General features: G+C 72.5%; 13 protein-coding genes. 6 read left to right on the top strand and 7 right to left on the bottom strand.

Going from position 1 to position 17082, the window contains the following annotated elements; translation table 11 throughout:
- Positions 1–53: 53 nt before the first annotated feature.
- The 4 genes from ACIGXW_RS14785 to ACIGXW_RS14770 all read left to right on the top strand — a co-directional run bounded on the left by ACIGXW_RS14785 (position 54) and on the right by ACIGXW_RS14770 (position 4907).
- Positions 54–1043, top strand: coding sequence for a LysR family transcriptional regulator (locus ACIGXW_RS14785; RefSeq protein ID WP_079274634.1), 990 nt, complete (start codon positions 54–56; stop codon positions 1041–1043).
- Between the two features lie 78 nt (positions 1044–1121).
- Complete coding sequence (locus ACIGXW_RS14780) at positions 1122–1592, top strand: hypothetical protein (RefSeq protein ID WP_399573291.1); 471 nt, start codon at positions 1122–1124, stop codon at positions 1590–1592.
- A 495-nt stretch (positions 1593–2087) separates the two neighbouring features.
- A complete protein-coding gene (locus ACIGXW_RS14775; RefSeq protein WP_399573289.1) occupies positions 2088–3830 on the top strand; it encodes a pyruvate dehydrogenase in 1743 nt (580 codons plus the stop codon).
- Between the two features lie 207 nt (positions 3831–4037).
- A complete protein-coding gene (locus ACIGXW_RS14770) occupies positions 4038–4907 on the top strand; it encodes a YceI family protein (RefSeq protein ID WP_399573287.1) in 870 nt (289 codons plus the stop codon).
- Positions 4908–4983: 76 nt separating this feature from the next.
- Here the strand turns inward: ACIGXW_RS14770 and ACIGXW_RS14765 are convergent, their stop codons facing one another.
- From ACIGXW_RS14765 to ACIGXW_RS14735, 7 genes are all read right to left on the bottom strand, one after another.
- On the bottom strand, positions 4984–7050 hold the full coding sequence (locus tag ACIGXW_RS14765; protein WP_399573285.1) for an iron ABC transporter permease: 2067 nt from the start codon (positions 7048–7050) through the stop codon (positions 4984–4986).
- A 4-nt stretch (positions 7051–7054) separates the two neighbouring features.
- The gene (locus ACIGXW_RS14760; protein WP_071967432.1) at positions 7055–8041 is read right to left on the bottom strand and encodes an iron-siderophore ABC transporter substrate-binding protein; all 987 of its coding nucleotides are present in this window, start codon (positions 8039–8041) and stop codon (positions 7055–7057) included.
- On the bottom strand, positions 8038–8898 hold the full coding sequence (locus tag ACIGXW_RS14755; RefSeq protein ID WP_399573283.1) for an ABC transporter ATP-binding protein: 861 nt from the start codon (positions 8896–8898) through the stop codon (positions 8038–8040). Before ACIGXW_RS14755 ends, ACIGXW_RS14760 begins: the two co-directional genes overlap by 4 nt.
- A 118-nt stretch (positions 8899–9016) precedes the next feature.
- Complete coding sequence (locus ACIGXW_RS14750) at positions 9017–10117, bottom strand: substrate-binding domain-containing protein (protein ID WP_399573509.1); 1101 nt, start codon at positions 10115–10117, stop codon at positions 9017–9019.
- A 35-nt stretch (positions 10118–10152) separates the two neighbouring features.
- Positions 10153–11193, bottom strand: coding sequence for an ABC transporter permease (locus ACIGXW_RS14745; protein WP_071967465.1), 1041 nt, complete (start codon positions 11191–11193; stop codon positions 10153–10155).
- Positions 11190–12728 carry a sugar ABC transporter ATP-binding protein gene (locus ACIGXW_RS14740; protein WP_399573280.1) on the bottom strand — a complete coding sequence of 513 codons (1539 nt, stop codon included), beginning with the start codon at positions 12726–12728 and terminating at the stop codon, positions 11190–11192. The genes ACIGXW_RS14745 and ACIGXW_RS14740 overlap by 4 nt, the downstream gene beginning before the upstream one ends.
- 119 nt (positions 12729–12847) lie before the next feature.
- Complete coding sequence (locus tag ACIGXW_RS14735; protein WP_399573278.1) at positions 12848–13816, bottom strand: cyclase family protein; 969 nt, start codon at positions 13814–13816, stop codon at positions 12848–12850.
- Between the two features lie 363 nt (positions 13817–14179).
- Here ACIGXW_RS14735 and ACIGXW_RS14730 point away from each other — a divergent pair, with 363 nt between their 5' ends.
- Positions 14180–14896: a phosphatidylserine decarboxylase gene (locus ACIGXW_RS14730; protein WP_071967468.1), complete on the top strand. Its 717-nt coding sequence runs from the start codon at positions 14180–14182 to the stop codon at positions 14894–14896.
- Positions 14897–15044: 148 nt separating this feature from the next.
- Positions 15045–17027, top strand: coding sequence for a condensation domain-containing protein (locus ACIGXW_RS14725; protein WP_399573276.1), 1983 nt, complete (start codon positions 15045–15047; stop codon positions 17025–17027).
- Positions 17028–17082: the final 55 nt, after the last annotated feature.

The raw sequence follows: 17082 nt of genomic DNA, 5'->3' as shown, positions 1-17082 counted from the left end.
AGTGGGGTTAGTTATGTCCCCAAAAGGTCGGTGACCGGAGGCCGGAGGGCGGGGTGGATCTACGTGCCATCGAGACGTTCCTGGTGTTGTCCGAGGAGCTGCACTTCGGCCGCGCCGCCACGCGGCTGTGCGTCACCCAGGGGCGGGTGAGCCAGACCATCCGCGCCCTGGAGGACGAGGTGGGGGCGCGCCTCTTCGAGCGGACCAGCAGGCAGGTCAGGCTCACCGCGCTCGGCGAGCGCTTCCACGCCGGGGCCCGGCGCGGCCACGACGAACTGCTGCGCACGCTGCGCGAGTGCCGGGCCGCGGCCCGCGGCCTGGCGGGACGGCTGCGCATCGGCTACATGCCGAGCGTCGGCGGCGCCTTCCTCATCCAGGTGGCGCGCGCCTTCACGGACCGCCATCCGCACTGCGACGTCGTCCTCAACGCCCTCGTCGGCTACGGGAGTCTGAGCCCCGGGCCGCTGCTGAGCAAGGGCGAGGTCGATCTGGCCCTCGTCTGGTCGCCCGGCGGCGACGGACGGGCCGTGTGCTGCCCGGACACGACCGTGGGCCCGACGGTCGCCGCCGAGCCCCGGGGCGTGGTCGTCCCCGCGGGGCATCCCCTCCACCACCGCCCCGAGGTGAGCCTGGAGGACCTCGTCGACTACGAACTGATCCCGCCCCCCGACACCGTCGGCCCCGGGGCGCGCGAGCTGTGGACGCCCCAGCGCACCCCCTCGGGCCGCCGGCTGCGGCACACGGCCGACGGCCTGGCGCAGATGACGGGCAGGAGCCAGATCCTCACCGCCGACGTGCTCGCGCTCGTCGCCCGCGGCCGCGGGCTCCATCTGACCGTGGCCTCGCTGCTGGACCACTGCCCCTTCCCGGGGCTGGCGGTCGTCCCCGTCGTCGACATGCCGCCGGTGGTCGTCGTCCCGGTCTGGGCGACCGCCGCCGAGACCCCGGCCGTGCGCGCCTTCGCCCACGCCGCGGCCGACACCCCACGACCCGCCGGATGCGCGGCCGCCGGCCTGGCGCTCGCGCCGCGGGGGACGGGCTGACGCCTCGTCCCGCCCTCCGGTGTCAGACCCGGACGCTACGATTAAACGTTTGTTCGAACTCGTAGGGGTGGGGAAAGCGTGAGGACAGAACTGAGGGAAGTAGCGGGGGAACTCGCCGGGTTGCTGTGGCGGGAGCACACCGTCTACCGCGACCGGTCCGGGCACGTTGTGATCAGGGGCGAGCACGTGCAGCGCTGGATCAGCCTCGCTCCCGCCGGGGGCAGGGGCGAGGTCGCCCTGCGGGCGGGACGCATCCTCGAGGGCGGCACCACCGCACCGGCGCGCGCGGAAGCCGTCGTGCCGCTCTCCGCCGGGACGGTCGCGCTGGCCGCGGCCTGCCGCAGGCTGCTCGCCGAGACCGCCGAAGCCGCCGCAACGCCGGTGCGGAGGACGCCCGTCGGCCGCCGCGACCGGGGTTCCGGGCGTACGGCGAGGCCCCGCCGGGGACGCTCCGGCCGCCGCATGAGTCCCACCTCGTGGGTCGTGCTCGCCTGCGTGGCCGGGTTCCTCGGCCTGTGCTTCTACAGCGTCTGGCCGAGCGGCAGCTGACCGGAGCGGACGCGGCCGCCGTCACCCCCGTCACTGCCGTCCGGCGCTGCGGCTCGGGAACGGTTTCACCCTCGTCACGTTGTCACTGCCCGCACAGGCTTCGAACTCGCGGTAGCTTCCGCACGCCCGCACGAAGGCGACCAGCAGCTCCGGACGCGGCGTGCTCCTCCCGCGCAGAACGTCGGCGAGGGTGCTCCGCGGCAGTACGTCACCGTGCTCGGCCGCCCGTTCCTCCAACTGCCGGTACGTCAGCCCCGAGCGCTCTTGAGATGCCGCATGGCGGCGATGAACTCGTCGGCATCGGCGACCTGGTGAGGCGGTAACTCCGTCGGCTCCCCCATGGCCCTCATCGTCACCGGGCCGGGCCCCGGCCGCAATGCCTGTCGCCGCTGCCGGGGATGCACCGGCATGCGTTCTGTGGATTGATGGGGGAAGGGGCGGGGAGACCGGCCGCACGCCGGTCGGTACGGCCGGCGATGCGAGAGGACGGGTGTCATGCCGAAGGAGACGGTGGCGGAGCAGTTCGTCGACATCCTGGCGCGCGCCGGGGTGCGGCGGCTCTACGGGGTCGTCGGAGACAGCCTCAACCCCGTCGTGGACGCGGTGCGCCGCAACGCCGCCGTCGACTGGGTCCAGGTCCGCCACGAGGAGGCCGCCGCCTTCGCCGCGGGGGCCGAGGCCCAGCTGACCGGCAGGCTGGCCGCCTGCGCGGGCTCCTGCGGTCCGGGGAATCTGCACCTCATCAACGGCCTCTACGACGCCCACCGCTCCATGGCCCCCGTGCTCGCCCTGGCCTCGCACATCCCGAGCGGCGAGATCGGCACCGGGTTCTTCCAGGAGACCCACCCCGACCAGCTCTTCCGGGAGTGCAGCCACTACTGCGAGCTGATCTCCAGCCCCCGGCAGATGCCGCGGGTGCTCCGCACGGCCGTCCAGAACGCGATCGGCCGCGGCGGGGTCGGCGTCGTCGTGCTGCCCGGTGACGTCGCGGGCGAGCCGGCCCCGGAGCGCACGAGCGAGCACGCGCTGGTCACCGCCCGGCCGTCGGTGCGGCCCGGGGACGCGGAGATCGACGCGCTCGCCCGGATGGTCGACGAGGCGGGGAAGGTGACCCTGTTCTGCGGGAGCGGCACGGCGGGCGCCCACGAGGAGGTGATGCGGTTCGCCGAGCGGGTGAAGGCACCCGTCGGACACGCGCTGCGCGGCAAGGAGTGGATCCAGTACGACAACCCCTACGACGTCGGCATGAGCGGCCTGCTCGGCTACGGTGCCGCCTACGAGGCCACCCACGCGTGCGACCTGCTGATCCTGCTGGGCACCGACTTCCCCTACAACGCCTTCCTGCCCGACGACGTGAAGATCGTCCAGGTGGACGTGCGGCCCGAGCACCTCGGCCGGCGGTCCGCGCTCGACCTCGCGGTGTGGGGCGACGTCCGTGAGACGCTGCGCTGTCTCACGCCCCGGGTGCGGGTCAAGAACAGCCGGAAGTTCCTCGACAAGATGCTCGCGAAGCACGCCGACGCCCTCGAAGGGGTCGTCAAGGCGTACACCCGCAAGGTGGAGAAGCACAAGCCGATCCACCCCGAGTACGTGGCCTCGATCCTGGACGAGGAGGCCGCCGACGACGCCGTCTTCACCGTCGACACCGGCATGAACAACGTGTGGGCGGCCCGCTACCTCACCCCCAACGGCCGCCGCCGCGTCATCGGCTCCTTCACCCACGGCTCGATGGCGAACGCCCTTCCCCAGGCGATCGGGGCGCAGTTCCTCGACCGGGGCCGGCAGGTCGTCTCGATGTCCGGCGACGGGGGGTTCTCCATGCTGATGGGCGACTTCCTGACGCTGGTCCAGTACGACCTGCCGGTGAAGGTGGTGCTGTTCGACAACTCCTCCCTGGGCATGGTGGAGCTGGAGATGATGGTGGGCGGCCTGCCGTCGTACGGCACGACCAACCACAACCCCGACTTCGCGGCCATCGCCACCGCGGCCGGGGCCTACGGCGTGCGGGTGGAGAAGCCGAAGCACGTACGGGGCGCGCTGCGCGACGCCTTCCGGCACGAGGGGCCGGCGCTGGTGGACATCGTGACCGATCCCAACGCCCTGTCCATCCCGCCGAAGATCACCGCCGAGATGGTCAGCGGCTTCGCCCTGTCGGCGGGACGGATGGTGCTGGCGGGCGGCGTGGGCCGGATGGCCCAGATGGCCCGCTCCAACCTGCGCAACATCCCGCGGCCCTGACGGCGGCTCGGTGGCCGCGAGCGGGCCGGGCCGGACCCGGGCAAGGTTAGGTGTATGGTGCAGGTGATGTGTCCGAGGTGTCGGATCGAAGGTGTTCGGCGTGGATCGGCCCGCATTTGAAGTTGAAGTGGCCGTTTTGCCTCGTAATGGCGAGATGTGATGGTCTGTTGTCCGACCGCCATCCGGCCAGAGAAAGGTCCTCACGGGATGCCCCTCGCGCTGCTGCGCCGTTTCAAGAGCTCTCCGCGGCAAGGGGGTGCCCCGATTCCCCGCGGTGCGGGAGCCGTCGACTGCCTCGTCCTGGACCCGGTGCAGTTGCCGTTGCACCGGGCCGAGGTCTCCGTCCGGGACGCCGGTGGTGGGGAGGTCCTGCACGGGCAGACCGACCCGCACGGGAGGTTCGCCGCGACCGTGGCGCCCGGTGAGTACGGGATCGTCGTGACGGCCGAGGGCCTGCAGCCCGTGCGCCGGTCCTTCGAGTGCACCGCACAAACGCGCACCGAAGTCGGGCCGATCGGCATGGACCCCGCTCCCGCGCCCGCCACGCCGGGGCCGGGGGCGTGGCGCATCGACCCCGACCACACGGCGGTGCGCTTCATCGCCCGGCACATCGGCCTCGCCGAAGTGCACGGCAGGTTCAACCGGTTCCAGGGCAACCTGTGGGTCGGCGAGCGCATGGAGCAGTCACGGCTGGACGTGGTGATCGAGACGGCCAGCATCGACACGGGCGTCGAGCAGCGCGACAACCACCTCCGGTCACCGGAGTTCCTGGACGTCGCCGCATACCCCTACATGCGGTTCACCAGCGAACGCTTCCTGCACCGCGGTGGTGCGCGCTGGACCGTCCAGGGCGTGCTGAACCTGCACGGCGTCAGCCGCAACGTCTCCCTCGACACGCGCTACCTGGGCATCGGCACCGGCATCATGGGCGAGACCCGTACCGCCTGCTCGGCCAGTACCGAGCTGCACCGCGAGGACTTCACCCTGAACTGGCGGTCCATGCTCCAGCGGGGCATCGTCATGATCGGCACGACCATCAGGGTCGAGCTGGACATCCAGGCCGTGCCCGAGGCGTGAGCCGTCCACGAACGCCGGCGCCGGGGAGCCCGTTTCGGGTTCCCCGGCGCCGTTCGGATTGCGGTGGCGCACGTACCTACCGGCGGCCCCGCATCAGCAGGTAGAGGAAGTACGGCGTGCCGATCACCGCGGTCATCAGGCCGGCGCCCAGCTGGGCCGGTGCGATGACGGTACGGCCCACGAGGTCCGCGGTGCAGACGAGGAGGGCGCCCAGGAGGACCGCGACCGGAACGACCCTCGCGTGCCGGCGGCCCACCAGGGCCCGGGCCGCGTGCGGTGCCACGAGGCCGACGAAGCCGATCGTGCCCGCGGCGGCCACGGCGGTGGCGCTGAGCAGGACGCTCAGCGCGAGGAAGCCCAGCCGCCCCCGCGCCGGGTCGAGTCCCAGGAGCCTGGGGGTGTCCTCGTCGAGTGATACGAGGTCGAGCTCGGTGCGGCGCAGCACCGCGACGAAGACGCCCACGGTGAGCACGGCCGCGAGCGGCGCGACGTCCGGGAGGGTCCGCCCGTAGGTGGAGCCCGACAACCAGGTGAGGGCCTTCGTCGCGTTGAACGGGTCGGTGAGCACGATGAGCAGGCTGATCAGCGCGGAGGTCCCGGTGGCCATGCCGAAGCCGACGAGGACGAGCCGGTTCTGCCGGAACCCGCCTCGCGCGGCGAGTCCGAAGACGACGACGGCACCGATCGCGGAGCCCGCGAAGGCGGCGCCGGCCAGGCCCCACGAGCCGGCCGACGGCACCGTCGTCACCAGGAGGACGGCCCCCAGCGCGGCCGCGTTGGAGACGCCCAGGGTGCCGGGCTCCGCGAGCGGGTTGCGGGTGACGGCCTGGACGAGCGTCCCGGACAGGGCGAGGGCCGCGCCCGCGAGGAGCGCCGCGAGGACCCGGGGCACGCGGGTGTCGAGGATGAAGCCGACGGTGCGGCCCGCCCTGCCCTGGGCCCAGTTCACCACGTCGCCGAGCAGCAGCTTGCTGTCGCCCAGCAGCACGGCGGCGACGGTCACGCCGACGAGTACGGCCACCAGGACGGCCGTGGTGGTGAGGAAGACGGTCCTGCTCCGAAGGTGCAGCCGTTCGGACGTGGCGGCGCCCGCGGTGTCCCGGACCCGCGTGGCCATCACGATGAGGAACACGGCGCCGACGAGGTTGGTGGCGACGCCCGTCGGTACGGCGACCGCCACGTCCGCCGGCACGACGGTGCGCAGGAGCACGTCCGAGCCGAGGACGAGCACGGCACCGGCCAGGCCCGTGACCGGAAGGCTCGCGCGCGCCCGGGTGAACGCGCGGACCCTGCGGGCGAGGGGGCGGATGAGGGCGGGGGCGCACAGGCCGACGAAGCCGATGGGTCCGGCGAGCGTGACGGCCGCCGTGGAGAGCAGCGACGCGAGCACGACCACGGTGACCCGGGTGGCGCGGACGGGGACGCCGACGCCGCGGGCCGCGTCGTCACCGAGGGCCAGGGCGTCGACCCGGCGGGCGACGAGGAGCAGCCCGAGGAGACCGGCGAGGGCGACCGGCGCCATCTGCAGGACGCCGTCGAACCCGTTCTGGGAGATGCTGCCCTGGTTCCACTGGAAGAGGCCCTCCGTCTGCCGGGGGAACAGCAGGAGCAGTCCTTCGGTGACGGCGGTGAGGCCCAGGGTGAGGGAACTGCCCGCGAGGACGAGCCGGACGCTGCCCGAGCCCAGGCCGGACAGGCCGAGCACCACGGCCGCCGCGACGAGGCCGCCGGCGAACGCGACGGCGGACGAGGCGAACAGCGGCAGCGAGACGCCGGTAACTGCGGCCAGGCCGAGGGCCAGGTAGGAGCCGGCGTTGACGGCGAGGGTGTCGGGCGAGGCGAGGACGTTGCGGCTGACCGCCTGCAGGGCGGCGCCCGCCATGCCGAGCAGGGCCCCGACGAGCAGTCCGGCGGTCATTCTGGGCAGCCGGGAGGAGACGACGACGGAGGCGTCGGCGGGGTCGGCCCGGCCGGTGAGCGCCTTCCAGACCTCGGGAGCGCCGACGGCGGCGGTGCCTTGGGTGATGTCGACGAGTGCGAGGCCCGCGACGAGGAGGACCAGAGCGGCCGTCACCGCGGCCGCGCCTGTCCGGGAGGCGGCCGCCGACGGGCGGGTGGCGGGAGGGGATGCGGTGACGGCCATGGTGCTACTTCTTCTTCAGCGCCTCGACGACGGCGTCGACGTACTTGCCCATCGACTGGGGACCGCCGAACATCCAGATGCCGTCGGGCAGCCGGTGGACGTTGCCCTTCTCCACGAACGGCAGGGACGTCCAGGCGGAGTCCTTCGCCAGGGCGCCGGTGAACGGGGTGCTGTTCTTGTCGCCGTCGCTGCCGATGTAGGCGAACTGCACGTTCTCGCCGAGCTTGGTGAGGCCCTCGACGTCGGTGGAGCCAAGGCCGTAGCTCTCGTCGCCCTTGACCGTCCAGGCGTTCTTCAGGCCGAGCTTCTCGTTGACGGCCCCGATGAGCGAGCCGCTGGTGTACGGCCGGATCGTGACCTGGTTGGAGACGACATAACCGTCGGCGAAGGCGTACTCCGCCCCGGCGCGACCGGCGTCGGCGAGGGCCTTCTTCCCCTCGTCGAGCTTCGCCTGGAACTGCTTCTTGAGCTCGTCGGCCTTCTTCGTGGTGCCGGTGGCCTTGGCGATGAGGTCCAGGTTCCTGGTCATCTGCCCGATCGGGTCGGAGGCGGCGGCGGCCCGCAGCTCCAGGACCGGGGCGACCTTGCGCAGCTGCTTCACGGCGGCCGCGGGCAGGTCGCTGGTGGCGACGATGAGGTCCGGCTTCAGGGCGGCGATGGTGTCCGTGCTGGGCTCGCCGCGCGTGCCGATGTCCTTGGGGTCGTTCTTGAGCGGGACGGCGGTGTCCCAGGTCTTGTAGCCCTTGACGTCGGCGACACCTGCGGGGTCGACGCCCAGCGAGACCAGGCTCTCGACGGCGTTCCACTCCGTGGCGACGACCTTCTTGGCCGGGCCCTCGAGCTCCACCTTCGCGCCGGTGGAGTCGGTGAGGGAGATGCGCTCGGCGGTGCTCTTCTTCTCGTCGTCGGCGGCGGGCTCGGTCGTTCCGCAGGCGGTCAGGGTGAGGGCTGCGACGGTGGCGGCCGCTGCGGAAATGAGGAGGCGTCTCATGAGGTGGTGCTGAGCCTTTCGCTTCTGGTGTGGTGCCGGCCGATCGCGCGGGTGCGCAGGCGGCCTGTGAGGGGGTCGGTGTCGACCTCGATGCGGATGCCGTAGGTGTCGGTCAGGCGCTCGGGTGTCAGTACGTCTTCGGGGTCGCCGTCGGCGATGACCCGTCCTGCGTGGAGCAGCACGATCCGGTCGGCGACCGCCGCGGCCTGGTCGAGGTCGTGCAGGACGGCGCCGACGGCGATCCCATGGTCGTCGGCCAGGTCGCGCATGAGGTCGAGGAGCTCGATCTGGTACCGCAGGTCGAGGTAGGTGGTCGGCTCGTCGAGGAGCAGCACGCCGGTCTCCTGGGCGAGGCAGCCGGCCAGCCAGACGCGCTGGAGCTGTCCTCCGGAGAGGTGTTCGGCGCCGCGCTCGGCGAGTTCCGCGACGCCCGTCATGGCCAGCGCGCGGTCCACGGCGTCCCGGCCGTCCGGGTCCGCCTTGCCCCAGCGGCCCCGGTACGGGTAGCGGCCGAATTCGACGACGTCCCGTACCGTCAGCCCGCTGGGGGCGGGGCGCCCCTGGGTCAGCAGGGCCACGCGGCGCGAGAACTCGCGGGGAGACAGCGCGAGGCCGTCGGTGTCGGCGTCGATGACGAGCGTGGCGGCCCGCGGCCGCTGCAGGCGCGCGACGGTCCGCAGAAGCGTCGACTTCCCGCTGCCGTTCGGACCCACCAGGACGGTCACTTCGCTGGGCCGCAGCGTCAACGACGCGTCGTGCACGACGTCGGCGCCGTCGTACGCCACAGTGACACCCGTGGCCGACAGTTCATGACCGCGGGGGCGCCTGGTCGTGGAGGTCTCTTCAGCAACGTTCACGCCGGGAAGGTTAGCCTAACCTTACAGCGTCCTGAAAGGTGCCCGGGTTGGCCGAGCGCAAGGCGAAATTTGGCCATGTTTGGGCGAGTTGCGGGTGTTCCGCTGAGCACGCCCTCCCTTACTTGTCCCAGATCCTCCGGTACGTCGCGCGGAACCCGGGCGGGTCCCAGGCCGTGACCCCGGCGCTGTTGGCGGCCGTGGAGATGTGCACGGGGGCGACGTATCCGCTGGCGGGTCTGCCGGCGAAGGCGCGGTTGAACTCGTCGATGATCTGCCAGCCCTGCTCGAAGAGCGGCTCGGGGACGGTGGCCGACTGGAACTGCCGGCTGTTGACGCGCTGGAAGGCGGAGGGGTCGCCGTCGCCCGCGCCGATGTTGAAGGGGGGCCCGACGCCCTTCTTGCGGGCGGCGCGCAGGGCCGGGGCGGCGTCGGCGAAGTAGACGTCGTTGATAGCGACGGAGTGGGTCCAGGTGTCCGCGAAGCGGGACAGGAGCGAGGACACCTCCTGGGGGGTGCGGCTGCTGGTGTCCGAGATCGGGATGTTCTCCTCCGCGAGGAGCCGCACCCCGGAGCAGGCGGCGAGCCCCTTCTTGATCAGCTCGGACTTGTTCTTGGCGAACGGGATCGAGGCGTCGGTGAACACGACGACCCCCGCGTCGCCGTGGGAGTGCACGATGATCCAGTCGGCGCTCCTCCGCGCGACGTCCTCGACCTTGGTGGTGATGTTGCTGAAGAGCGCGGGGTTCCTGCTCGGGCCGGGGGCGTCGACCGCGTGCCAGCCGACGAGCGGGATGCGGTCCGCGTTGGCCTTCGCGACCTGCTGGGACGTCAGACGGGGGTCGAAGCCGCCGATGACGATGCCGGAGGGCCGCAGGGCGAGGGCCTGGCTGAACGCCGCCTGGATGCCGGCGGGGGTGCCCTGGCCGTCGATGACCCGGAGGTTCCAGCCGATGGCCATCGCGGCCTCCTCCACGCCCTTGGCGGTGCCCGCGACACCCGGGTTGGTCATGCTCTGGGCGACGTACACGACGCTCTTGCCCGGTACCGCCCGGGGGCCGCCGGTGGGGCCGTTCCACGCGGCGTCGGTCTTCTCGGCCTGCCGGACGGCCGCTTCGGACCTGGCCAGGGCGGCCGGGCAGCCGACTGCCGTCGGAGCGGAGGAGGGGGGCAGGCCGGTCGACGAACCGCGCTCGCAGCCGGCCAGGGCGGTGGCCGCCATGACCAGGGCGACCCCGTACGCCTGGCCGGTCCTGGTCACGGGGCGGCCCTGGACAGATCGTGGGGCGACCGGGAGGGCTCCGCCCGGCGCCGGCGCAACTGCCGGCGGGCGGCGTAGCCGGCCAGGCCCACGGCGATCAGCAGGGTGCTGCCGTTGAACAGCGGGGTGACCCAGAACTGGGCGCCGAGCTGGCCGATCCCGGCGAGGCCGACGGCGAGGACCGTGACCGCGACGAGCGTGCCCAGGGCGTTGGCGCGGCCGGGCCGGATCGCGGTGGAGCCGAGCAGCGCGCCGACGAAGGCGGGCAGCAGGTAGTCCATGCCGACGCTGGGGTTGCCGATCTGCTGCTGCGCGGCGAGCAGGACCCCGGCGACGCCGACGACCAGGCCCGAGCCGACGAAGGCGAGGATGACGTAGCGCCGGCAGGGGATGCCCACCAGGTCGGCCGCCCGGGAGTTGGAGCCGATGACGTACAGGTACCGGCCCAGCGGCAGCCGTTCCAGGAGCAGCCACAGGACGGCGGTGAGGGCGAGGACGTAGAAGGCGGAGACCGGCAGGCCGAGGAACCGGGAGTCGTAGAGGGCGGTGAAGTCGGGCGGCAGGCCGTGCGGGCCGGGGACGATCCGGGCCCCGCCGGTGATCCAGCCGGTGAAGGCGTACATGACGCTGCCGGTGCCGAGGGTGGCGATGAAGGAGTCGATCCTCGCGAACTCGACGACGACGCCGTTGACGACGCCGACGAGCACGCCGCACAGGACCACCGTGAGGCAGGCGAGCGGCCACGGCCATCCTTCGGCGACGATGAGCTGCATCGTCAGGACGTGTGCGAGGCCGAGGCCGTAGCCGATGGACAGGTCGAACCTGCCGGTGGCGATGGGGATCGTCGCGCCGAGGGCGAGCATGGCGGAGATCGAGTGGTTGGACAGGACGGCGGAGATGTTGTCCAGCGTGGGGAAGGTGTCCGGCAGGGCGAGGGAGAAGGCCGCGAACAGCAGGCCCGTCAGGCCCAGGAGGCCGTAGGCGCCGATGAGGTGCCCGAACCGGCGGCTCAGCGCGGGGCGGGGGGCGGGGGTCATCGCTGCGGCGTCCCGGTGAAGGCGGCCGTGGCCGACGCGGCGCGGGCGAGCGCGGTGACCGTGAGTGCTTCGCCGCCCAGCTCCACCGTCACGGTCCCGCGGACGAACACCAGGGCCCGGTGGCACACGCCGGCGACCTCCTCGAAGTCGGTGGAGATGAGCAGGACGGCGAGCCCTTCGGCCAGCGGCTCCCGCAGCAGCCGGTAGATCGCCGCCTTGGCGCCGACGTCCACTCCGGCGGTCGGCTCCTCGAGGATCAGCAGGCTCCGGCTCAGCCCGAGCCACCGGCCGATCATGACTTTCTGCTGGTTCCCCCCGGAGAGGGTGGCGATCGGCGCCTCGCTGTCCCGGGGGTACACCGAGAACCGCTCGATCAGGGCGGTGGCCTCGGCGCGCTCGTGCCCGGGGCCGATCCAGTGCCCGCCCGTCAGCCCGGCGGCCCGGGGGTTGGCCAGGAAGTTCTCCCGTACGGTCAGGTCGGGGGCGCAGCCCTCCTCCTGACGGTTGCTGGTCACGAAGCCGACGCCGGCGTCGACGGCTTCCGCGACCGAGGCCGGCCGGTACGGCCGCCCGTCGAGCAGGGCCCGTCCCTCCAGGAGCGGCCGGGAGCCGGCCAGGGCACGGCCCAGTTCCATGTGCCCGGCGCCCGTGAGGCCCACCATGCCGAGGACCTCGCCGGGATGCACCCGCAGGGTGACCGGTCCCGCGTTCTCGGTGCGTACGGCGTCCAGGCTCAGGACGGGCAGCCCCACCGAGGGCTCGGCGAAGCGGTGGCGGCCCGGTTCGTGGCCCACGATGTCGTGCACCAACCGCGTGGAGGCGTAGCCGGCGAGCGGGCCGTGGCTGACGATGCGGCCGTCGCGCAGCACGGCGAAGGTGTCGGCGACCTTGTACACCTCCTCGAGCCGGTGGGTGACGAAGACGACGGCATGGCCGCGGTCGCGCAGCGTGTGCAGGACGTCGAAGAGCCGGGTGCAGTCCGCCGCCGGGAGGCTGGCGGTCGGCTCGTCCAGGACGATGAGTTCGGAGCGCGTGCACAGGGCGCGGGCGATGGCCACCAGGGAGCGTTCGGCCCGGGTGAGGTCGGCGACGACCGCGTCCGGGTCGAGGCGCGCGCCGACGATGCCCAGCGCCTCGGCGGACCGCCGGCGGGTCCGCCGCCAGGACACCAGCCCCGCGCGGCGCTGGTAGCCGGCGCCCAGGGCGATGTTCTCGGCGACCGTCATCCACTCGACCAGCCCCAGGTCCTGATGGATGAAGGACATGGTGCGGGCGGCCGCCTCGGTGCCCAGCGGATGCCCGGCGACGGTCACCTCGCCCGCGTCCGGGTGGTGGATGCCGGCCAGCACCTTGATGAGGGTGGACTTTCCGGCGCCGTTGGGACCGAGCAGAGCCAGGACGGAGCCGGAGCGGACGTCGAGGTCGACCGCGTCCAGCGCGAGCGTGCCGCCGAACCACTTGCTGAGTCCGCGTATGCGGACGAGAGGCCGGGGGCCTCGGCCTGGGGGAGGGGCGATTTCGGGAGTGTCGGGCACAGACTTCTCCGGGACCTGTCAGGACCGGCTACCGCATTTCGGACATGCTACGGCCCGTTCCGGCTTCCATGCCGGATGGGCCGTCGGATTGCGGGAATGTCGTCGATGCCGCCAGCCCCTCACAGCACCGCGACCGGATTGACGGGCGAGCCCGTGCCACCGGGGATGTTCAGCGGGGTCACGGCCAGGAGGAAGGTGTGACGGCCCGTCGCGGCGCAGGCGGCGGAGAGGGCTTCGAGGTCGAGGTTGTCCAGCAGCGGCACTCCCATCGCGGCGACGGCGAGCGCGTGGACCGGGGAATGGACGCCCTCGACCGGCGAGGGACGTACGTCGCTGTCGCCGTCACCGCCGAGCAGGGCGATGCCGCGCTCGGCCAGGAGCGGCACGGCACGCGCATGCAGGCCCGCGCAGGCCGCGTCGGCGTTCCAGGGGCCCACCTCCCGGCGCCGCCGGAAGCGGCCGACGCGCAGCAGCACCGCGTCGCCCTCCGCGATCTCCACGCCGAGCGCCGCCTCCGCCGCCGTGATGTCCGCGGCGTGCACGGCCTGTCCGGGCTCCAGCCAGGGGATCCCCCGTACGGCCGGGAGGTCGAGGAGCACCCCCCGGGTCACCAGAGGGCCGAGGGCCGCGACGTCACCGAAGCGGGCACCGCCGGCGCCGACGAGCTCCCCTGCCGTGCCGCCGTCGTAGAGCTGCCCGCGGTAGGCGATGTGGGACAGCGCGTCCAGATGGCTGGCGCCCTTGCCGTGGTAGTCGACGCCGATGAAGTCCTTGTGGGTGGAGGGCTCGGGAGGCTCCACGTCGCCGAGGTCGGACATGTAGTGCAGGGCGGGCTTGGTGTTGTCCGGGGCGTGCGCGGTGTCCCACGGCCGTGCCATCGGGACGACGGTTCCGGAGCGGACCAGGGCGGCGGCCCGCCGGACGTGGTCCGCGGTCACCCGGTTCCAGGCCCCCCGGTCGGCGGGCGTCCAGCGGCCCCACGTGCGGAGCGCCTCGAAGAGGGTGTCGAACTCCCGGCGGGAGACGGGCGGCCCGTTGCAGGCGCCGGGCGGTGGGGGAGTCGGGGCGTCGGCGGGGTTGCTGCTCATCCGGTACTCAGCGCTCCAAGGGTGGACGGGCCGGTGGCAGGGGCGGGCGCGCGGCGTGGGACGGGGGTGGATATCGGCCATTGCGGCCGCCGGGACCGGGCGCCCCCGCTTCGCCTCCGCGAGCCTGCCGACCCTGTGTCATCAGCCATTTTTCCCCACGGAGCGCCGTCGATCCGCGATCGGCGAAACGTGACCGACGAATATGACCGGATCCATGGCTTTCTCGCCCCTGCCCGGCTGTGTTCCAGTGCCACGAGGCACCGGCACTGTGTTCGTTGAACGAGAACGTGAACGAGAGACTGACCGAGGAATGGGTTCCCCCGCGCCCGCAGCGACCCCGTCGCCCGCTCGATGAGAGGTGTCATGGCCCAGGAGATGAGGGAGTGGATCGAGGCCGAGGTCGTCCCCTACCAGGACAAGCCCCTCGAGTGGATCTCTCAGTACCACTTCTTCCGCGACCCCGCCCGGGCGGCGTACGTCGACCACAACTACTTCTTCTCACCCGCCGACGGAGTGGTCCTCTACCAGAAGGTGGTCGGCCCCCGGGAGCCGATCCTCGACATCAAGGGCAAGTCCTACGCGCTGACCACCGCGTTCCGCGACGAGTCGTTCGACCACCGGTGCCTGGTCATCGGCATCTTCATGACGTTCTTCGACGTGCACGTCAACCGGATGCCCTACGGAGGGCGGCTGTCGTTCGCCCTCAAAGAACCCATCGGCACCTTCAACCGCCCCATGCTGGCCATGGAACAGGACCTGCTGGACCAGCTGCGCATCGACCCGGCCCACGCGGGCTACCTGCACTACAACGAGCGCATGGTCAACAGGGTCGACGCGCCCCGGCTGAGGGGGCCGTACTGGATCGTCCAGATCGCCGACTACGACGTCGACTCCATCACGCCCTTCCGGCAGCGGCAGGGAATGTTCTGCACCCAGGGGCGCCGCTTCTCCCAGATCCGCTACGGCTCGCAGGTCGAACTGGTGATCCCGCTGTCGGCCGACCGGGAGTACGTACCCGTCGAGACCGTCGGCCGGCATGTGAAGGCGGGGCTCGACCCACTGGTGAAAATCCAGTGGTGACGACAGGGCCGAGCACGTCAGGACGACGGAACGGAGGGACAGGTTCGTGAGTTTCCGGCCAGGGAGGGGGATCGCCCGCACGCGGGCGACCGGGCCCGAGACGGCAAGGTTCCACCCGCACGGCCCACCCGCACCCCGCAACCGCCCGTTGCCCCTGTCCGCCGGCCAGCTGTCGGAGTGGGTGCACGACCGGCGCATCGACGGCGAGCTGAGCCACGAGCCGACGATCGTACGGCTGACGGGCCCGCTGCACACCGCCGCCCTGCGCGGCGCCTACGCCGAACTCGTCCGCCGCCACGAGTGCCTGCGTACCCGGTACCCCGTCGTCGGAGGGGAGCCGGTGCAGGTGGTCGAGGAACCGGCACGCGACCCGCTGCCGCTGATCGATCTCAGCGGGCTGCCGCGGGAGCACCGCGAACGCGAGGCCGTAAGGATCGGCGAGGAAGCGCTGTGCACGCCCGTCCCCCTGGACGAACGGCCCCCGGTGCGCCTGGCGTTGATCCGGATGGCGCCCGGCGACCACCTGCTGCTCGTGGGGATCCCCCACATCACCGCCGACCTGTGGTCGACCACCCTGCTCAACGACGAGCTCATGGCGCTCTACCGCGCCGGGAGCGACGGACGTCCCGCGCCCCCGGCCGCCGCTGTCGCGCAGTACGCCGACTACGCGATCTGGCAGCGCGGGTGGTGGAACGAGGCCCGCACCGCGGCGGAGGCGGAGCGCTGGCGGGCCCGGCTGGCGGGGCTGGCCGCGGTCGAGCTGCCCCTGGACCGCCCCCGCCCGCCGGACCGCCGGCGGGACTGCTTCGTCGTCGACGAGGAACTCGACGCCGCGCTGAGCGAGGAACTGCGCGCGTTCGCCCGCTCCCGGGACATGACCCTGTACGTCGTGCTGCTGGCGGCCTTCCACTGTCTCGTCGGCCGGGCGGGGGGCGCCGAGCGGCTGGTGACCACCTCGCTCGTCGCCGCACGGCACGGGCTCGCCGTGCAGGAGATGACCGGCCCGTTCTCCGACTACCTGGCCCTCGTCGGCGACCTGTCCGGCGACCCGGACTTCCTCGAGGTCCTGCGCCGCGTGCGCGAGGAGTGGCTGACCGCCCACGAGTACCAGCGGCTGCCGTTCCCGGAAGTGGTCCAGCGCATGGACCCGGCGCGGGAGCTGCACCCCCATCCCCTGGAGCAGATCGGCTTCGACCTGCACAACCTCCCGCCCGCCGTCCTGGACTTCGCCGGTGACATCGCCGTCTCGGAGCTGGAGCTGGAACCCGTGGAGGACGGTACGGACCGGGTGCCGTGGATCGCGGACCTGTCGTTCGACGTCTACGACTACGGCACGGGGCTCATCCCGTTCCACGTCATCCTCGACGGCCGCCTGTTCGACGCCGCGTCGGCACGGGCCTGGGCCGACCGGTACCGGGCGGTGCTGCGCGAGGTGCTCGCCGATCCCGCCGTGCGCGTGTCCGCTCTGAAGGCCGTCCCGGCGCCGGAGCGGGCCGGCACGGTCTTCGGCGGCCGGCAGATCGACGTCGGGCGGGTGGAACGCGCGCTGGAATCGGCCGGGGGCGTGGACGCCGCGCTGGTGATGGTCCGTCAGCGCCGCACCGGCACCGGACTGCGGGTGCGCGAGCTGGTCGCGTATGTCGCGGCCGGGGACCCGCCGGGTCCCCTCGCCCACGACCTGCGCGAGCGCGTGCGCGGGAGCCTGCCGGCCGGATGGATGCCGACGGTGCTCATCGGACGGCCGCCCGCGGAGATCCGAAGAGCCGTGGCCGCCCGGGCGGCGGGCGCCGATCCCGCGGACCTGCTGCCGGCGCCCGAGGACTGCCCGTGGCTGCCCGAAGGGGCCCCGCCCCCCTCGGACGATGTGGAGCGGCGGCTGGCCGGGCTGTGGGCCGAGGCGCTGGGCGCACCGCCGGCCGGGATGACCGAGCGCTTCTTCCGTGACGGCGTCGGCGACAAGGACGCGATCGCCTTCCTCGACCGCGTCGCCGACGACCTCGGAATCGACGTCCCCTTCGCCGATTTCACGGCGATGCCCAACCTCCTCTGCTTGAAGGACATTTGGTTGAGAAACAACCCTGTAACGCCTATCGCTCGAGTGGTAGAGTCGGAAACGACCGGGGCCGAATAGCGTCCTCCGGTCGTCGGGCGCCGAATGCTCAACGGGCGCCGGCTCTCGAGAAAAA

Origin of the sequence: Streptomyces sp. NPDC053079 (assembly GCF_044546695.1) — a bacterium.
Lineage (GTDB): Bacteria > Actinomycetota > Actinomycetes > Streptomycetales > Streptomycetaceae > Streptomyces.
The sequence above is the reverse complement of the archived record's forward strand: the minus strand, read 5'-3'. Positions and strand labels throughout refer to the sequence as shown.